At 39.8% G+C, this 15,938-nt stretch carries 13 protein-coding genes; 7 read left to right on the plus strand and 6 right to left on the minus strand.

Translation table 11 applies throughout. The annotated features are described in order from the left end of the window. Positions 1–6: 6 nt before the first annotated feature. Positions 7–633, minus strand: a complete 627-nt coding sequence (locus M1F14_RS10915) for a response regulator transcription factor (protein ID WP_042844669.1) — start codon at positions 631–633, stop codon at positions 7–9. A 222-nt stretch (positions 634–855) separates the two neighbouring features. Next, complete coding sequence (locus M1F14_RS10920) at positions 856–1,887, minus strand: methyltransferase (RefSeq protein WP_042844666.1); 1,032 nt, start codon at positions 1,885–1,887, stop codon at positions 856–858. A gap of 1,056 nt (positions 1,888–2,943) precedes the next feature. Between M1F14_RS10920 and M1F14_RS10925 the strand changes: the two genes are divergently transcribed. The 5 genes from M1F14_RS10925 to glnB all read left to right on the plus strand — a co-directional run bounded on the left by M1F14_RS10925 (position 2,944) and on the right by glnB (position 8,611). Then, complete coding sequence (locus M1F14_RS10925) at positions 2,944–4,383, plus strand: HAMP domain-containing sensor histidine kinase (RefSeq protein ID WP_042844664.1); 1,440 nt, start codon at positions 2,944–2,946, stop codon at positions 4,381–4,383. Positions 4,384–4,466: 83 nt separating this feature from the next. Beyond that, positions 4,467–5,222 (plus strand): two-component system QseEF-associated lipoprotein QseG, encoded by a 756-nt coding sequence (qseG, locus tag M1F14_RS10930; RefSeq protein ID WP_071548855.1) that lies wholly within the window; start codon positions 4,467–4,469, stop codon positions 5,220–5,222. Further along, on the plus strand, positions 5,209–6,549 hold the full coding sequence (gene glrR, locus M1F14_RS10935) for a two-component system response regulator GlrR (protein WP_042844663.1): 1,341 nt from the start codon (positions 5,209–5,211) through the stop codon (positions 6,547–6,549). Before qseG ends, glrR begins: the two co-directional genes overlap by 14 nt. Before the next feature lie 88 nt (positions 6,550–6,637). Next, entirely contained in the window at positions 6,638–8,260 is a 1,623-nt protein-coding gene (locus tag M1F14_RS10940) for an NAD+ synthase (protein WP_181468614.1), read from the plus strand. A gap of 12 nt (positions 8,261–8,272) precedes the next feature. After that, the gene (gene glnB, locus M1F14_RS10945; RefSeq protein WP_004912721.1) at positions 8,273–8,611 is read left to right on the plus strand and encodes a nitrogen regulatory protein P-II; all 339 of its coding nucleotides are present in this window, start codon (positions 8,273–8,275) and stop codon (positions 8,609–8,611) included. 194 nt (positions 8,612–8,805) lie between these two features. Here glnB and hmpA read toward each other — a convergent pair whose 3' ends face one another. Continuing rightward, positions 8,806–10,005, minus strand: a complete 1,200-nt coding sequence (hmpA, locus tag M1F14_RS10950) for an NO-inducible flavohemoprotein (RefSeq protein ID WP_042844659.1) — start codon at positions 10,003–10,005, stop codon at positions 8,806–8,808. A 463-nt stretch (positions 10,006–10,468) separates the two neighbouring features. On the opposite strand from hmpA, the gene glyA reads away from it, so the two are divergent. Continuing rightward, positions 10,469–11,722 carry a serine hydroxymethyltransferase gene (glyA, locus tag M1F14_RS10955; protein WP_105881182.1) on the plus strand — a complete coding sequence of 418 codons (1,254 nt, stop codon included), beginning with the start codon at positions 10,469–10,471 and terminating at the stop codon, positions 11,720–11,722. Positions 11,723–11,803: 81 nt separating this feature from the next. Continuing rightward, the gene (locus M1F14_RS10960; RefSeq protein WP_042844654.1) at positions 11,804–12,955 is read left to right on the plus strand and encodes a 3-phenylpropionate MFS transporter; all 1,152 of its coding nucleotides are present in this window, start codon (positions 11,804–11,806) and stop codon (positions 12,953–12,955) included. Positions 12,956–13,108: 153 nt separating this feature from the next. On the opposite strand, the gene M1F14_RS10965 is transcribed toward M1F14_RS10960, so the two are convergent. The 3 genes from M1F14_RS10965 to M1F14_RS10975 all read right to left on the minus strand — a co-directional run bounded on the left by M1F14_RS10965 (position 13,109) and on the right by M1F14_RS10975 (position 15,937). Beyond that, positions 13,109–14,386: a TRAP transporter large permease gene (locus M1F14_RS10965; RefSeq protein ID WP_042844653.1), complete on the minus strand. Its 1,278-nt coding sequence runs from the start codon at positions 14,384–14,386 to the stop codon at positions 13,109–13,111. Beyond that, positions 14,377–14,856, minus strand: coding sequence for a TRAP transporter small permease (locus M1F14_RS10970; RefSeq protein ID WP_048607855.1), 480 nt, complete (start codon positions 14,854–14,856; stop codon positions 14,377–14,379). Before M1F14_RS10970 ends, M1F14_RS10965 begins: the two co-directional genes overlap by 10 nt. A gap of 76 nt (positions 14,857–14,932) precedes the next feature. Beyond that, on the minus strand, positions 14,933–15,937 hold the full coding sequence (locus M1F14_RS10975) for a C4-dicarboxylate TRAP transporter substrate-binding protein (protein WP_071548209.1): 1,005 nt from the start codon (positions 15,935–15,937) through the stop codon (positions 14,933–14,935). Position 15,938: the final 1 nt, after the last annotated feature.

A 15,938-nucleotide genomic window follows, 5' to 3' on the forward strand; every position in this document is an offset into this window, starting at 1 on the left:
CATAAATTATCGAGAAATCAGGTTGTGTTCTAATGCATAATGAACCAGATCGATGGTATTTTCACACTGTAATTTACCGAGTACATTAGCACGGTGCACATGAACAGTTTTATGGCTCAATTCGAGTTGTTCAGCTATGACCTTAACGCTTAACCCTGATACTAATAAATCAAATACTTCGCGTTCACGAGGGGTAAGCTCTTGAATTCCTTTTTGTTGCTGCGGTGAATGGCGTAAAGCTCTCATGGCATCTGAACATAGGTAGCAACCTCCCTGATGGACAGAACGAACAGCTTGGACTAATTCTTCTGGTCCGCAGCGTTTCGTTAAATAAGCGCTAGCCCCCGCATCTAACGCACTTTGAACAAAAGCCGGCGTGTCATAAATACTTAAAATAATTGTACGGAAGTCGGGCTTTTTCTGGCGTAGACGCGTGAGTAATTGCAAGCCGTTTTCATCAGGCATAGAAATGTCCATAATGGCCACATCTATATCAAGGTTAATTAGGTTTGGCCAAGCTTCTTGGGCATTTGCATATTGCCCAACCACTGAAATATCACTTTCTAAGGTAAGCAATTGAGCGAACCCAGACCGTACAACAATATGGTCATCAATTAAGGCGATTTTTATCATTTGGCTTTATTATTTTAATGTGTAGTGTGTTACTCAGTCTTATATCAAGATGGGAAAGGATAATCTATAAACATCATTTAGAATTCTGATATTCATCAGAAAAGCAGAGTATAAAAGGAGTAGGGAAGGCGAGCCCACAATAGGCAATGACTTAATCGTACAAGGTAATAAAACTAAGGCTTAATGCTTTATTACCTGAAGAGTTAGCCCTTACTTAGATGATTAAACAGGCAATACTTCAATGATATAAACGTGGGTATCCGTGTCGATGATTCGGTTAAGTTTTAACCCAGACTTGGCAAATAGCGCTTCAAACTCTGCTTTTGTATGCCCGCCGCCATCCGCGGAAAGGTTGATACAGAGTAAATCCAATTCTTTGCCAAAATAGGGTTTGTCATCATCACCAATAACACAATCGATCAAGAGTAATTTAGATGATTGCTTCATGGCACGGCGGATAGTTTTTAGGATCTCAACAACTTTGTCATCTGGCCAGTCATGGCTGATATACTTAAGTAAAAATATATCGGCTTCTGGGCATTTTTCAAAGAAAGAACCGGGGCAAGTTTCCCAACGAGAGTCATCTTCTAATAAGTGTAAGATATTATTTTCTAAAACATGTTCCCTATCAAATAGAATACCTTGAACTGTTGGGTTGTTTTTCAGTACTTCGAGAAGTAAACCACCAAAGCCACCCGCAATATCAGCTACAACAATATTTTCATTGAAATCATAATGCCTAACTACAGAGTTATTTTCTATCGCTGAAAATGATGACATACCATTATGGAAGTTGTCGGGTAAGTTGGCATTTTTTTCCCAATATTCAAAGAAACTACCGCCAAATAAATCTTCAAATACCGGTTTTTTTAATGCGATATCACTTAATTGATAAGACGGCATCCAAAATGTTTGGTCTGTTACCATGAGTATCGCTTGGCGTAATGAAAATGGATGATCAGCCTTTAGAAATTCGGCTTCAGGGTTTAAGGCAAAACGCGAGTCACCTAGAGAGGTAAAAATCCGGTGGCTGGCAAGCAGGCGCAGTATTTGGCGAATTGTTCTTTCTCTGCAACCGAGTTCTTGTGCTAGCTGCTCTGACGTTTTGGGGCCACTCTCTAAGTGTTCAGCTAAATTAAGTTTTGCAGCTGCACGTAATGCAGCTTGAAACATGAAACCAATTGTTTGCTGTAAAACGTATACGCCAGCACTGAGGTCATCTGGTTTGTTAGTTACCGTTGAAGAGTCTTTCATTTGACATCCTATTATTGTTTAAAAAAAGGTCAATTGATTTGTTCTTTTTAAGTATTGTATTACTTTGCGGAAAAAGCAAACCATATAAAAAGAAAATGCGAGAATTTCTTATCTTAATGTATTATAAGTAATTATTTTTTTGATTATCTGCTTTGTTATGGATTGTCAAATTAGAGTTAATATTTTATTTCACACATAAAATATAAATATATTTAATGTAACTTAACTGAAATATCAATAGGGTTAACTAGGTTTTTCCCCCTCTAATACGGGGTGTGTAAAATTAACGACAAACCAGTATTGCCGCTGTCGCCAAATGGAGACATTTATCTTCTTGATATTTAAGGTTATTTTATTTTTGGTGCTAGAGTGTCTTAAATTAGCGACAATACGATGAATGGAGAACACTATTTTTGTGTACTTAAATCCCGCAAAAGAATGATTGAATATATTTTTTGTTATTATTCAAAGTGATGAGTGTTTTCTTGAAAAGTTGGCATGGCTTGTGCATAATAATACTCAGTTGCTCATTCAATTTATTATGTAGGTCCATAATTAGTTGGGTACATACCACATAAAGCAAGAATGACGCCAAAGTAAGGTGCCTACCGTCCAACAGCACAGATACTCGCCTTCGGGCCTTATCAAACACAGGGCGACACGTTGAGTGAGGCACCACCTATATGATTATCTTTATTGTAAAGACATAGTCATATAAAAGAAGTAATCCATCGCTGGCGGGGTAGAGTCCAATACTCTATCCCGCCTTCCTGTTTATCTCCCCCAATCTTTCGAACCGCTGCGTTGCTATCTCAGTGTAGTTTCCCCAAAGATCATCTTAAGTGATTGGTTGTTGAAATGCGCTTTTGCTATTTATTTATCAATAGATATGCGTGGCTAAAAAGCCTCGACCTTTATTTAGAGAGGTTGGCATGTTGATTGCTATCACATTATACACTTAGTCTGATTTCAACATTGCGGTATACAGAATTGTGATTCAACTACCCGTCCTACAAAGAGTTCTGTTACCATTAAAAAACGTTTAATGAGTATGAGATGAATGCATTGAGTAAATGGCGTTTTTTCCCGCGCTCCTTGCGCCAATTGGTTGTTATGGCATTCTGGTTGGTATTATTACCACTCTTAGTGTTAGCTTATCAGGCTTACCAAAGCTTAGAGCAACTGAGTAATCAAGCAGCCGATATCAATAAGACCACATTGCTTGACGCAAGGCGCAGTGAGGTCATGAGTAGTCTCGCCTTGGAAATGGAGCGTAGTTATCGGCAATATTGTGTTTTACAAGATGCGACACTACAGACACAGTATCAAAAGCAATTTGTTGACTATGAACAGATGCTTGAGCGCCAAAAGACGATTTTACCGAAAGACTCAGATACCTCTAACCTGTCTAAAATATTAGGGCAACTTAAAGCAGTTACTTGTGAAAATAACGAACCAACCCAGAAAGTTGTTCAAGCATTGGAACAATTTTCCGCTGAAAATGCACTTTTAATTCAAGAAACAAGAAATGTGATTTTTAGTCGTGGAGAGCAATTACAAAAAGCAATTGCCAATAAAGGGCAATTATTTGGTTGGCAAAGTTTAATCCTCTTTTTATTGAGCGCATTACTGGTCACTTTATTCACAAGGATGATTATTGGTCCGGTGAAGGTTATTGAGCGAATGATTAACCGCCTCGGTACTGGTCGAACCTTGGCGAGCAATATAGAACGCTTTAAAGGCCCTCGAGAGCTGCGTACTATTGCTCAGCGGATCATCTGGTTGAGCGAACGTTTGGCATGGCTTGAATCTCAACGCCATGAATTTTTGCGTCATATTTCACATGAATTAAAAACGCCTTTAGCCAGTATGCGTGAGGGAACAGAACTTCTTGCGGATGAGGTTGCTGGGCCATTAACGGTCTCCCAAAGGGAAGTTGTCGAAATCTTAGATCATAGCAGTAAGCACCTTCAGCAACTTATTGAACAACTTCTTGATTATAATCGCAAATTGGTAGATAACCCACCTGAAGCACAATTAGTCGATTTGCAAAAGCTGATTGACGATATTGTAAATGCACATAATTTACCGGCGAGAGCGAAAAATATTAAAACGGACGTGCGTCTAAAAGTTGAAAGTTGCTTAGCAGAACCGACACTTCTTGGGCGTGTAATCGATAATATCTACTCCAATGCGGTGCACTATGGCAGCGAATCAGGTAATATTTGGGTTTCTAGTCGTAGGATAGACAATAAACTTCTGATTGAAGTTGCTAATACAGGTACTCCAATCCCAGATTCTGAAAAAAGCATGATATTTGAGCCTTTTTATCAAGGTTCATTACAAAGAAAAGGTGCTGTTAAAGGAAGTGGATTAGGGCTAAGTATTGCACAGGATTGCATCAAACAAATGGGGGGAGAGCTCTCCTTGGTGCCTCATAAATCAGCAGATGTTTGTTTTAGAATTGAACTGCCTCTAACAGCAGAGAATGAATAATGGTAAATCGGTCTACAGAACTTTTAACCGTACTTTGTAATAAAGTCGCGTTTAATAAACAAAAGCAGGTGGTTAGTTACGTGATGAGACGTACAACTACACATATTGGGGTGGTTTTATTTGGCCTTTTTTTAACAGGTTGTGTTACGAAAGATGGGCAATCCCCCCTTGAAACACTGTCACAAGTTGTTGTACCTGAAGTTAAAGTGACTGACTATCGCTATGCATCTTGTGAAACTATTTGGGATAATGACCAGCTAGCAGCTCGTGAAAACGCCTTGTTTTGGTTACGTATGATGGATTGTGCTGATAGGGTTGATATGACTCAGGCTCGAACTGATGCTAATCAAATAACGGTGACGGATTGGTCGACGGCATTTCAACAAAATATCTTATTAAATTCAGCAGACCCCAGCATTGCTGAAAGGCGAAAAATGCTTGATAGCATTAATACCTATAGTTTGAGTTTTCCAACAGGGGTACGCCCCTTATTGCAGCTATGGCGTGAACAACAAGTGCAAATTATTAACCTTTCTGATGCAGGTTCGCGTTATAAGCGTTTGCAGCAAGAAATGGACAGTAAACTCGACCGCCTAAAGGAAGACAATGCCAAGCTGGCTTTTGAGTTGAACACGACTGCGCGAAAATTAGAAAACTTAACGGATATTGAACGCCAACTTTCTTCACGCAAAAAAAGTACTAATGAAACAGAAAAAGAAGTCGAGAATGCAGTAGAAGGGGAAAAACCTACATCTTCAGAGAGCCAGCAGCCAAGTAACACATCGGGCTCATCTGTAGAACAGCCTTCATCGGAGAATGAACCTAATGACAAACCGTAAATCGGCAAATTTACTGTTAGTGGATGACGACCCAAGTCTACTTAAACTACTCGGAATGCGTTTAAGTAGTGAAGGTTTTAAAGTCATTACGGCAGAAAGCGGGCCTGAAGCACTAAAAATATTACAAAAAGAAAAATTAGATTTAGTGATCAGCGATTTACGAATGGATGAAATGGATGGCATGGCGTTATTTGATGAAATTCAAAAAGCCCATCCGAATATGCCCGTTATTATATTAACGGCACACGGCTCTATTCCTGATGCTGTTGCGGCTACACAACGAGGGGTATTTAGTTTCTTAACTAAACCCGTTGATAAAGATGCACTATATAAAGCCATCGACGAAGCTCTTGCGCTTTCATCAACCCCAATAAGTGATGAGGAATGGAGCTCTGGTATTGTGACTCGCAGCCCTTTAATGATCCGTTTACTAGAGCAAGCCCATATGGTTGCTCAGTCAGATGTAAGCGTATTAATTAATGGGCAAAGTGGTACAGGTAAAGAAGTATTGGCTCAAGCAATCCATAAAGCAAGCCCTCGTGCTCGTAAGCCATTTATTGCGATTAACTGTGGCGCATTACCTGAGCAATTATTAGAGTCTGAACTTTTTGGCCATGCTAAAGGTGCATTTACAGGCGCGGTGAGTAATCGTGAGGGGTTATTTTTCGCTGCTAGTGGTGGGACCTTATTTTTGGATGAAATTGGTGATATGCCAATGCCATTGCAAGTCAAATTATTGCGAGTGTTGCAAGAGCGCAAAGTACGCCCCTTAGGAAGTAACCGTGATTTAGATATTGATGTACGAATTTTATCTGCCACTCATCGTGACTTACCGAAAGCGATGGAAAAAAATGAGTTTAGAGAAGACCTTTATTACCGCTTGAATGTAGTTAATCTACGTATTCCTGCGTTGAATGAACGCTCTGAAGATATCCCATTATTAGCTAATCATTTATTACGTGAGTCAGCATCTCGCCATAAACCGTTTGTACGCAGTTTTTCCAGTGATGCGATGAAATGCCTTATTACCGCGAGTTGGCCAGGAAATGTGCGTCAGCTAGTCAACGTCATTGAACAATGTGTTGCACTCACCACGTCTCCTGTTATTAGTGAAGCGCTTGTCAGTCAGGCTCTGCAAGGGGAAAATACGGCCCTCCCGACTTTTGTTGAAGCGCGTAATCAGTTTGAACTAAATTACTTGCGTAAGTTATTACAAATGACGAAGGGGAATGTGACTCAAGCTGCTAGAATGGCAGGGAGAAATCGTACAGAATTTTATAAATTACTTGGTCGTCATGATTTAGAAGCCAATGATTTTAAAGAATAAATGAAAATTATTGACCGCATGAATTTTATCGAACAAATTATGTGCAATAGAGCAATCCATATTCATGCTTCGGGAGAAAAAACACCTTATGAGCCGTAAGCTTAACATTTCGCTAGCACAACTTAACTGGCTAGTCGGTGATATTGAAGGCAATTGTGAACGCATGCTGCAAGTTGTAAAAGAACAAGCAGGTCACACTGATATCGTTATGTTTTCAGAGTTATCACTGACTGGGTATCCTCCGGAGGATTTGATTTTCCGTGGTGATTTTGAAGACCGTTGCCTCGCACAACTTGAACGCCTACAAAAAGCCAGTTCTGCTACAGCAATTATCGTCGGTCACCCATGGTATGAAAACGATGAAATCTATAATGCGTTATCATTTTTTTACCAAGGCAAATTACACGCACGTTATTTTAAACAAGAACTGCCAAATTATGGTGTATTTGATGAGCCTCGTTATTTCACGGCTGATGAAAAAACCTGCGTAGTCGAGTTTAAAGGTTATCGCATTGGGTTATTGATTTGTGAAGATATTTGGTATGACGAGCCAGTGGATGCCGTTAAAGGCGCCGGTGCTGAGTTATTACTCACGATAAATGCTTCACCTTATGATATTCACAAAGAACATATTCGTAGTGACTTGCTGGTCGATCATTGCCAACGTACTAATATGCCTATCGTCTATCTCAATCAAGTCGGTGGTCAAGATGAACTAGTATTCGATGGCGGTTCTAAGGTATTGGCGAATAAAGGTAAACAAGTATACCAGTTGGCTGAGTTTGAAGAACAAGTAGCGACAGTCCATTTTGAAGATTTGGTATTGGTGACTGATGGTGGGGCTCAAGAAGAAACGAACTCAGTGGCTCAAGTTTACCAAGCGTTGGTATTGGCAACACGTGATTACATCACTAAAAATGGCTTTAACGGTGCCATTTTAGGGTTGTCTGGGGGGATAGACTCAGGGCTGACTGTTGCTATTGCCGTAGATGCAATAGGTAAAGAGCATGTACAGGCAGTGATGATGCCTTTCCGCTATACTTCTGAAATGAGCATCCATGATGCCAAAGAACAAGCTGAGCTGCTCGGAGTTGAATTTGATATTGTTTCTATTGAGCCAATGTTTGATGCATTCATGGCACAATTAGCACCTATGTTTGAAGGTACAGCAGCTGATACAACAGAAGAAAACCTACAAGCACGTTGCCGAGCTGTTATTCTAATGGCAATCTCTAATAAACGCCGTCGTTTAGTGTTGACCACAAGTAACAAAAGTGAATCGGCCGTGGGCTATTCAACATTATATGGCGATATGGCTGGGGGATTTGATGTATTAAAAGATGTGCCTAAAACCCTCGTCTTTGAGTTAGCTAAATATCGTAATACAATATCGCCAGCTATCCCTCAACGTGTCATTGATAGGCCTCCTTCTGCGGAACTTGCTCCAGGCCAGTTAGACCAAGACAGCCTACCGCCTTATGACGTTTTGGATGCGATACTTGAAGGTTATGTCGAAAAAGATCTCTCCGTTAATGATTTAATTAAGTTAGGTTTTGATAAAGACATGGTGCGTAAAGTTGTACGCCTTGTTGATATTAACGAATATAAACGCCGTCAAGCTCCTATTGGGCCGCGTATTACCATGCGTAATTTTGGGAAAGATCGCCGTTATCCGATCACCTCAGGTTTTGGCCGTAAAAACTGGTCATAACAGGGACTATTTATGAAAAAAATTGATGCAATTATAAAGCCATTTAAACTTGATGATGTTCGTGAAGCTCTGGCTGAAGTAGGAATAACTGGGATGACTGTTACTGAAGTGAAAGGCTTTGGTCGCCAAAAAGGGCATACCGAGCTGTATCGCGGTGCAGAATATATGGTCGATTTCCTCCCTAAAGTAAAAATTGAAATTGTAGTTCCGGACGATATAGTCGAAAACTGTGTCGAAACCATTATGCAAACCGCGCAAACCGGTAAAATTGGTGATGGTAAAATCTTTGTTTATGACGTTGCCCGGGTGATCCGCATCCGTACGGGTGAACAGGACGAAGAAGCGATTTAAACATAGAAGGAAAAAGCGGTAACGGAAAATACACAGGAATGGGATTAAAACAGTGTATTTGTTAGATGAACCCGTTACCGCTAAATTGCGAGAAAACTAAGCCGCTTGAGCTTTAAAACGTGATTAAAGCAATTTTAATGCGTTAATGCATCTCAAGAAATGCTCTTCTCACGAGAAGAGCATTTTTTTATCAATTAGTTGAGTGGCAGAACCTTATGTGGGCCAAAACATTCATAGTGAATAGCATTGGCATCAACCCCCATTGAAACTAACTGTTTACCAACATGTTGCATAAAACCGACTGGGCCGCAGAAGTAAAACTGCATGTTTGGTTGCTCAATCCATTCACGAACTTGCTCTAAGTCCATTAAACCTTGGAATTGATAATCAAAGCCAGCCCGATCAGTTGTACGAGGTTGATTAAACCAAATGGCAGATTGCCCCGCTTTTTGTTTTGCCATCAGTTGTTGTATTTCATGGCTAAAAGCATGAACAGCCCCATTTTCAGCCGCATGTAACCAATTAACTTGTGCATCGTGCCCTTGTTCTGTGAGGTGGTTAAGCATACTCAACATCGGGGTTAAACCTACACCCGCAGAAATTAACGTGACAGGGGTTTGGTTATCAACATCGATAAAGAAATCACCACAAGGAGGGGCCAATAATACGCTATCACCTTCATTTAATTGCTGGTGTAAGAAATTAGAAACAGCGCCTTGGTCTTCGCGTTTTACGGCGATACGATAGCTATGACCATTAGGTGCAGTAGTTAATGAATATTGGCGAATTTCTTGGTTTTCAAAATCATCACTATTTACATAGATTGTAATATATTGCCCTGCGCGGTAATTTGCGACGGGTTTGCCATCGACAGGGACAAATTCAAAACTGGTGATGACATCACTTTGTGGCTGTTTTTGTTTTAGTTTAAATTCCCGTAGGCCTTCCCATCCCCCCGTTTTATCTGAGTTTTCTTGGTAAATTGCGGCTTCACGACCAATGAAAATATCCGCTAATACACCATAAGCTCTTCCCCATGCATCAAGCACTTCTTGACCTGGGTTAAGTAATTCATCGATAGCTGCCAGTAAGTTTTCCCCAACAATTGGGTAGTGCTCCGGTTTGATATTTAAACTCACGTGTTTTTGTGCGATTTTTTCCACGGCAGAAACCAGTGCTTCAGGTGTTTCAATATGGACGGCATAAGCGCAAATAGCATTGAATAGGGCTTCGCGTTGGTCACCATTCATTTGGTGAGTCATATTGAAAATATCTTTTAGTTCAGGATGTTGTTTAAACATTCTGTCATAAAAATGGGCGGTAAGTTTGGGGCCTGTCTCAGCAATGGCAGGGATAGTTGATTTAACAATGGCAATGGTTTGGCTATCTAACATACAGGTGCTCCTGAATTATTTTCATGTTCCCTTAGTGTTCATCGCGATGATGTATTTTTCAGCTACTTGAAAATATATTGCATATTTTCATTTAGATAGCGTTATTTCACCGTAATAAACGTACTTTTATTTGAGAGACACAAAGTTTATTTATAAACATGTATTTTAAATACAACTTATAATATTTAAGGTAACAAGTAAATACTCAAACGTGGAAAATATGACTGAAATAAACACATAATGAGAAGGGGCTTGCAAATTCAGCGATCTCTGCGTCAAAAAATAAAATTTGGGCTATTTTATAGTGAAGCCTTAAGAAGCAAATGAAGTGAAAAAAATTAATGCAATCGTTTGCGTATATTTTTTCTTTAGGGCTATCTCAACAGAGAAAAAGAGTTTACACTGTGTGTTATTGCGATGAATCGATTTTCAACCTATTGAATTGCTGAGGCAGGAGAAGCGAATGTTAAAGCGTGAAATGAATATTGCAGACTATGATCCAAAACTATGGGAAGCAATGGAGCAAGAAGTACAACGTCAAGAAGAACACATTGAATTAATTGCTTCTGAAAACTATACCAGTCCACGAGTCATGCAGGCTCAAGGTTCTCAGCTAACCAATAAATATGCAGAAGGCTACCCAGGTAAACGCTATTACGGCGGTTGTGAGTACGTTGACGTCGTTGAGCAATTAGCGATTGACCGTGCAAAAGAATTATTTGGCGCTGATTACGCAAACGTACAGCCGCATTCTGGTTCACAAGCAAACGCTGCTGTTTACATGGCTTTATTACAACCGGGCGATACAGTGTTAGGTATGAACCTTGCACACGGTGGGCATTTGACGCATGGTTCGCCAGTTAATTTCTCGGGTAAGTTATATAATATCGTTCCTTATGGTATTGATGAGAGCGGTAAAATTGACTACGACGATATCAAAGCACAAGCAGTAAAACATCAACCTAAAATGATTATCGGCGGTTTCTCTGCATATTCAGGTGTGGTTGATTGGGCTAAAATGCGTGAAATTGCAGATAGCATTGGTGCTTATCTGTTTGTTGATATGGCTCACGTTGCAGGTCTTATTGCAGCTGGTGTTTATCCAAACCCAGTTCCTCACGCTCATGTTGTCACAACAACGACCCATAAAACTTTAGCAGGCCCTCGCGGTGGTTTGATCCTTGCTAAAGGTGGCGACGAAGAGATGTACAAAAAAATCAACTCTGCGGTATTCCCAGGTTCTCAAGGTGGCCCTTTAATGCATGTGATTGCAGGTAAAGCGGTTGCGTTGAAAGAAGCTATGGAGCCAGAGTTCAAAGTTTACCAGCAGCAAGTGGCGAAAAATGCGAAAGCCATGGTCGACGTTTTCCAAAAACGTGGCTATAAAGTTGTGTCTGGTGGAACTGAAAACCACTTATTCTTAGTTGATTTAGTTGATAAAGGTATTACTGGTAAAGATGCTGATGCAGCTCTTGGCCGCGCTAATATCACTGTTAACAAAAACAGCGTACCAAACGATCCGAAAAGCCCATTCGTAACGTCTGGTGTACGTATTGGTTCTCCAGCAATTACACGTCGTGGTTTTAAAGAAGCGGAAGCAGGTGAGCTAGCTGGCTGGATGTGTGATATTCTAGACAACCTCAATGACGAAGCGACCATTGAAAGCGTGAAACAAAAAGTATTAACAATCTGCAAAAAATACCCGGTTTACGCATAATATAAACAATATTTAATTACCTAAACCCGCTTCTACATGTTTGTATGAGCGGGTTTTTTGCATTGAAAAAAGGGAGGGGTGATGGTCATTCCATCAACACGTTGGTTAGCTATTGACTATTTTACCTATTTTTTTGCGTATAGTATTTTTTTACCATTTTGGTCTGTGTGGCTACAGGGCGAGGGTATTGATGCAGAAATGATAGGGGTTTTACTCGGTGTCGGGCTAACAGCTCGCTTCCTAGGTGCAATGTTTATTACTCCTTCCGTTAAAGAGCCCTCAAAACTCATCATGGCACTACGACTGCTAGCAGGTCTCTCATTAATTTTCTCTGTTGGTTTTGCTTTTGGTTCCCATTGGGCATGGTTATTATTTGTGATGATAGGGTTTAACTTGTTCTTTGCACCAATGGTTCCATTAGGGGATTCGTTGGCTGGCACTTGGCAAAAACAATTTTCATTCGATTATGGCAAAATCCGTGTTTGGGGCTCTATCGCATTTATTATCGGCTCATCTTTAATGGGCTATTTGGCGGGAGTCTGGGGTCATCAGTCCATTATGGTTGCTTTGATTATAAGTTGCTTAGCATTATTGCTAGGGTCAATGTTAAAACCCGCTATCATGCCGACTGGAGCTGCCAAAGTAGAGGGCGATGATAAGCTTTCCTTTAAGCAATTAATTGCAGATAAGAACATCGTGAAGTTTTTAGTTTGCGTAACGCTGCTGCAAGGTGCACATGCAGCTTATTATGGGTTTGCGTCCCTATTTTGGAAAGAAGCGGGCTATTCAGATTTAGTAATAGGTAATTTGTGGTCACTGGGTGTTGTCGCAGAAGTGATAGTTTTTATGTTGAGCCACCGTTTATTTAGGCGTTGGAGTGCTCGTAATCTATTACTCTTATCTGCATTTTGTGGGGTGATTCGCTGGGGCTTAATGGGGGCATTTACCAGTTTACCAGTATTAATCATTATACAAATACTGCACAGTGGTACCTTTACGGTTTGCCATTTAGCCGCGATGCGTTTTATTAGTGCGCGTAAAGAAAATGAAATCATTCCGTTACAAGGGGTGTATTCTGCCCTAGCCACCGGTGGTGGGTTAGCTGTGCTTACAATTATTGTTGGTTATATTTATGAGCGCGTTCCAGCCCATCATGGTGTGGTTTTCTATTTAATGGCTCTTCTTGCTATTCCTGCCATATTTATTCGACCCAAAATTGTTGCTCAGCCGTAATGGTGAATAGTTACGAGGGAGTCTGTTGTCAAGTAGTGAAGTGAATATGCGTATTCTTGCTGCATTTCATTTATATTAATTTAAATAAAAACACTTAATTAAAATGGGCAAGTAGCTTTCTGAGCTACTTGCCATCTAAAGTTAGTATTATTTTTATAAGCTTGGTAAGAATGTTGTAAATACAGGCATAAATGTCACTAGTAATAAAACAACAATTAATGCGAAGAATAACGGTAATACTTCACGAATAAAGTCAGCAATACGCACACCTGTGATAGACGTCGCGACAAACATCACTGTTCCCATTGGTGGCGTTAAACAACCAATAGCCAAATTCAATATCATCACAATACCAAAGTGGATTGGGTCGATACCGAGTAATTTCACCGTTGGCATTAATAGAGGAACGAGCACAATAATCGCGGCATTACCTTCAATGAACATGCCTAGAATTAACAGAACCGCATTGACTATCATTAAAAATACATAAGGATTGTCAGAAAAATTGGTCATCATTCGCGCGACATCTTGTGCTACTTGCTCATTCGTCAATACCCATGCTAATGCGGAACATGTCATGATGATTAGCATAATACTCGCGGTTGAACGAGCTGTTTCGAGAAACGAAGCGGCGATATCTTTTAACTTCATTTCGCGATAAAAGAAGGTACCAATAACGATGACATAAAGTACAGCAATTGCACCAGCTTCTGTTGGGGTAAAAATACCAAACCTAATTCCACCAATGATCACAAGAACCAACAAGAAAGCTGACATTGCGCCTTTACCGGTTTGGTATACCTCTGACCAAGTTGGTCCTTTTTCTCTTGCTGGTTTATAGCCACGTCTCTTGGCAATCAAATAAATAGTAACCATTAAGGCAAGGCAGCACATAAGGCCAGGAATAATTGCAGCCATAAACATTTTGCCAATGGAAACGTCAGCAACAAACCCATAAATAATAAGGGCTATCCCAGGGGGAATAATTGGGGTTATGAGTGAACCAGCGGCTGTCACAGCAGCAGAAAAACTCCTTCCATAGCCTAATTTCGTCATTTCAGGCACTAGCATTTTAGACAGCATTGCACAGTCTGCAAGGTTAGATGCTGATAGCCCACCCATCATGGTGCTTAACAATACGTTTGATTGAGCAAGACCTCCAGGGTAGTGGCCGGATAAAGTGCCAGTGAATTTTAGCATTCGACTGGTTATTCCAGTGTAATTTAATAAATTTCCTAATAAAATAAAAAAAGGAATAGCTAGTAAGGTTACGTTTTCCCCTGCACCAATAATTCTCTGTACGGCGATTAATGGAGAAATATCACCAACAGAAAAGAAATAAGTGAGTAAAGCGATTAATACACTTAAGAATATAGGGACGTTAATTAAAAAACAGAAAATTAATACAATACAGGCGATAACTACTGACATGGTTTATCCCCTTTAATTAATTTGCTCATATCTTCCAACAAATGTTGAATTGAAAATAACACCATGATGGATGCACCAATAGGAACAGAGAGGTCGATGTAATAATAAGAAACACCAATAATTGGGGTTATCTTATCTTCTGCAATAATAGACAGTTCGTATCCAAGGTAACCGAAAATTGATAAAGCAATGATAGCCATAATATGGGTGAATACTGCGATAACTAACTGTATTTTTTCAGGAAATAAAGAGGTGATGGCATCAATACTGACATGCATTCTTTTACCTGCGGCCGAAGCGGCACCGATCATGACAAGCCAGATGTAGCAAATAATTAAAACTTCTTCACTCCACATTAAAGGGTCATTAAGAAGCCAACGCATGAACACAGCAAGAATAGTGATCATCACAATCGCTGCGACGGCGAGTGATGATACAATATCACTTAATTTCCCCAGAAATTTAAACATAGAAGATCCTTGCAAGAATAATAGCTAACCTTATTATTGTGAAAAGACTGGCGGAATATACCGCCAATCATGATGGTTAATTATTAATAATATCTTGTGTTTGCTGGTATAAATTTGCAGACCACTCTGGGAATTCATTATAGAATGGCTTAGATTTTTCTTTGAAAAGCTCACGGTCAACTTCAACGACGGTAACCCCTTCATTCTTCATTTTTTCAATAATTTCTTTTTCTTCTTTTAGAACTAATTCAGTTAAATATTGGCCAGCTTCATTTCCTGATTCAACCAAAGCTTGTTGAATATTTTCAGGTAATTTACTGTAGGTTTTGCTTCCCATGACTAAGTTAGTGACGTTTTCTACATGGCCCGTTAGGATAAGAAATTTCGCTGCTTCATGGTGTTTTTGGCCATATAAAACAGGAATTGGGTTTTCTGCACCGTCAATAATTTTAAGGTTAAGTGCGGTATAAACTTCAGCTAAAGGTAATGGTGTTGGAGTTGCTCCCATCGCTTCTAAGCCTTTAATTTGGATTTTATTATTTGGTACACGGATTTTTAAACCTTTTAAGTCATCCGGCGTTTTTATCATTTTATTCGCGAGAATATGACGTGACCCATATAACCAATCTTTAGATACAACATGCAGGCCTTTTTTATCCAACTGCTGTTCTAAATTGCCATACCAAGGTGAAGCATTTAATTTAAAAATATCTTGATAGGAAAGGCCTAAATAAGGACCAAACATAATACCGTAGTCAGGGACATAGTCAGAGAAGAAAGCGCCATCAGCGAGAGTAATTAATGGGCTACCTAATTTCATTTGTTCTATGACATCTTTCTTAGAACCTAATTGTGAACTTGGGTAAGGGATTAATTCACCTTCACCATTTGTTTTTTCATTGAATTTTTTTGCCCATTCATGGATTGCTAAGTCAAAAGGTTCGCCTGGATTATTTTCGTAGGCAACTTTTAATTTATATTTAGCATCAGCAAAAGCTGAACCAGCCATACTGCCCATTAAAATCATAGTGCTGAGTGTTAAGCTAAGAATTTTCTTCCCGTTCAATGTGCTCAGTTTCATA

The sequence above is a fragment of the Providencia sp. PROV003 genome (genome assembly GCF_045040775.1).
Taxonomy (GTDB): Bacteria; Pseudomonadota; Gammaproteobacteria; order Enterobacterales; family Enterobacteriaceae; genus Providencia; species Providencia huashanensis.

Coding starts and splice junctions, on each gene's coding strand:
- M1F14_RS10940 (WP_181468614.1), top strand. CDS start 6,638: ATGAGCCGTAAGCTTAACATTTCGCTAGCACAACTTAACTGGCTAGTC.
- M1F14_RS10915 (WP_042844669.1), bottom strand. CDS start 633: ATGATAAAAATCGCCTTAATTGATGACCATATTGTTGTACGGTCTGGG.
- M1F14_RS10925 (WP_042844664.1), top strand. CDS start 2,944: ATGAATGCATTGAGTAAATGGCGTTTTTTCCCGCGCTCCTTGCGCCAA.
- glnB (WP_004912721.1), top strand. CDS start 8,273: ATGAAAAAAATTGATGCAATTATAAAGCCATTTAAACTTGATGATGTT.
- glrR (WP_042844663.1), top strand. CDS start 5,209: ATGACAAACCGTAAATCGGCAAATTTACTGTTAGTGGATGACGACCCA.
- M1F14_RS10975 (WP_071548209.1), bottom strand. CDS start 15,937: ATGAAACTGAGCACATTGAACGGGAAGAAAATTCTTAGCTTAACACTC.
- glyA (WP_105881182.1), top strand. CDS start 10,469: ATGTTAAAGCGTGAAATGAATATTGCAGACTATGATCCAAAACTATGG.
- M1F14_RS10960 (WP_042844654.1), top strand. CDS start 11,804: ATGGTCATTCCATCAACACGTTGGTTAGCTATTGACTATTTTACCTAT.
- qseG (WP_071548855.1), top strand. CDS start 4,467: ATGAGACGTACAACTACACATATTGGGGTGGTTTTATTTGGCCTTTTT.
- M1F14_RS10920 (WP_042844666.1), bottom strand. CDS start 1,887: ATGAAAGACTCTTCAACGGTAACTAACAAACCAGATGACCTCAGTGCT.
- M1F14_RS10970 (WP_048607855.1), bottom strand. CDS start 14,856: ATGTTTAAATTTCTGGGGAAATTAAGTGATATTGTATCATCACTCGCC.
- hmpA (WP_042844659.1), bottom strand. CDS start 10,005: ATGTTAGATAGCCAAACCATTGCCATTGTTAAATCAACTATCCCTGCC.
- M1F14_RS10965 (WP_042844653.1), bottom strand. CDS start 14,386: ATGTCAGTAGTTATCGCCTGTATTGTATTAATTTTCTGTTTTTTAATT.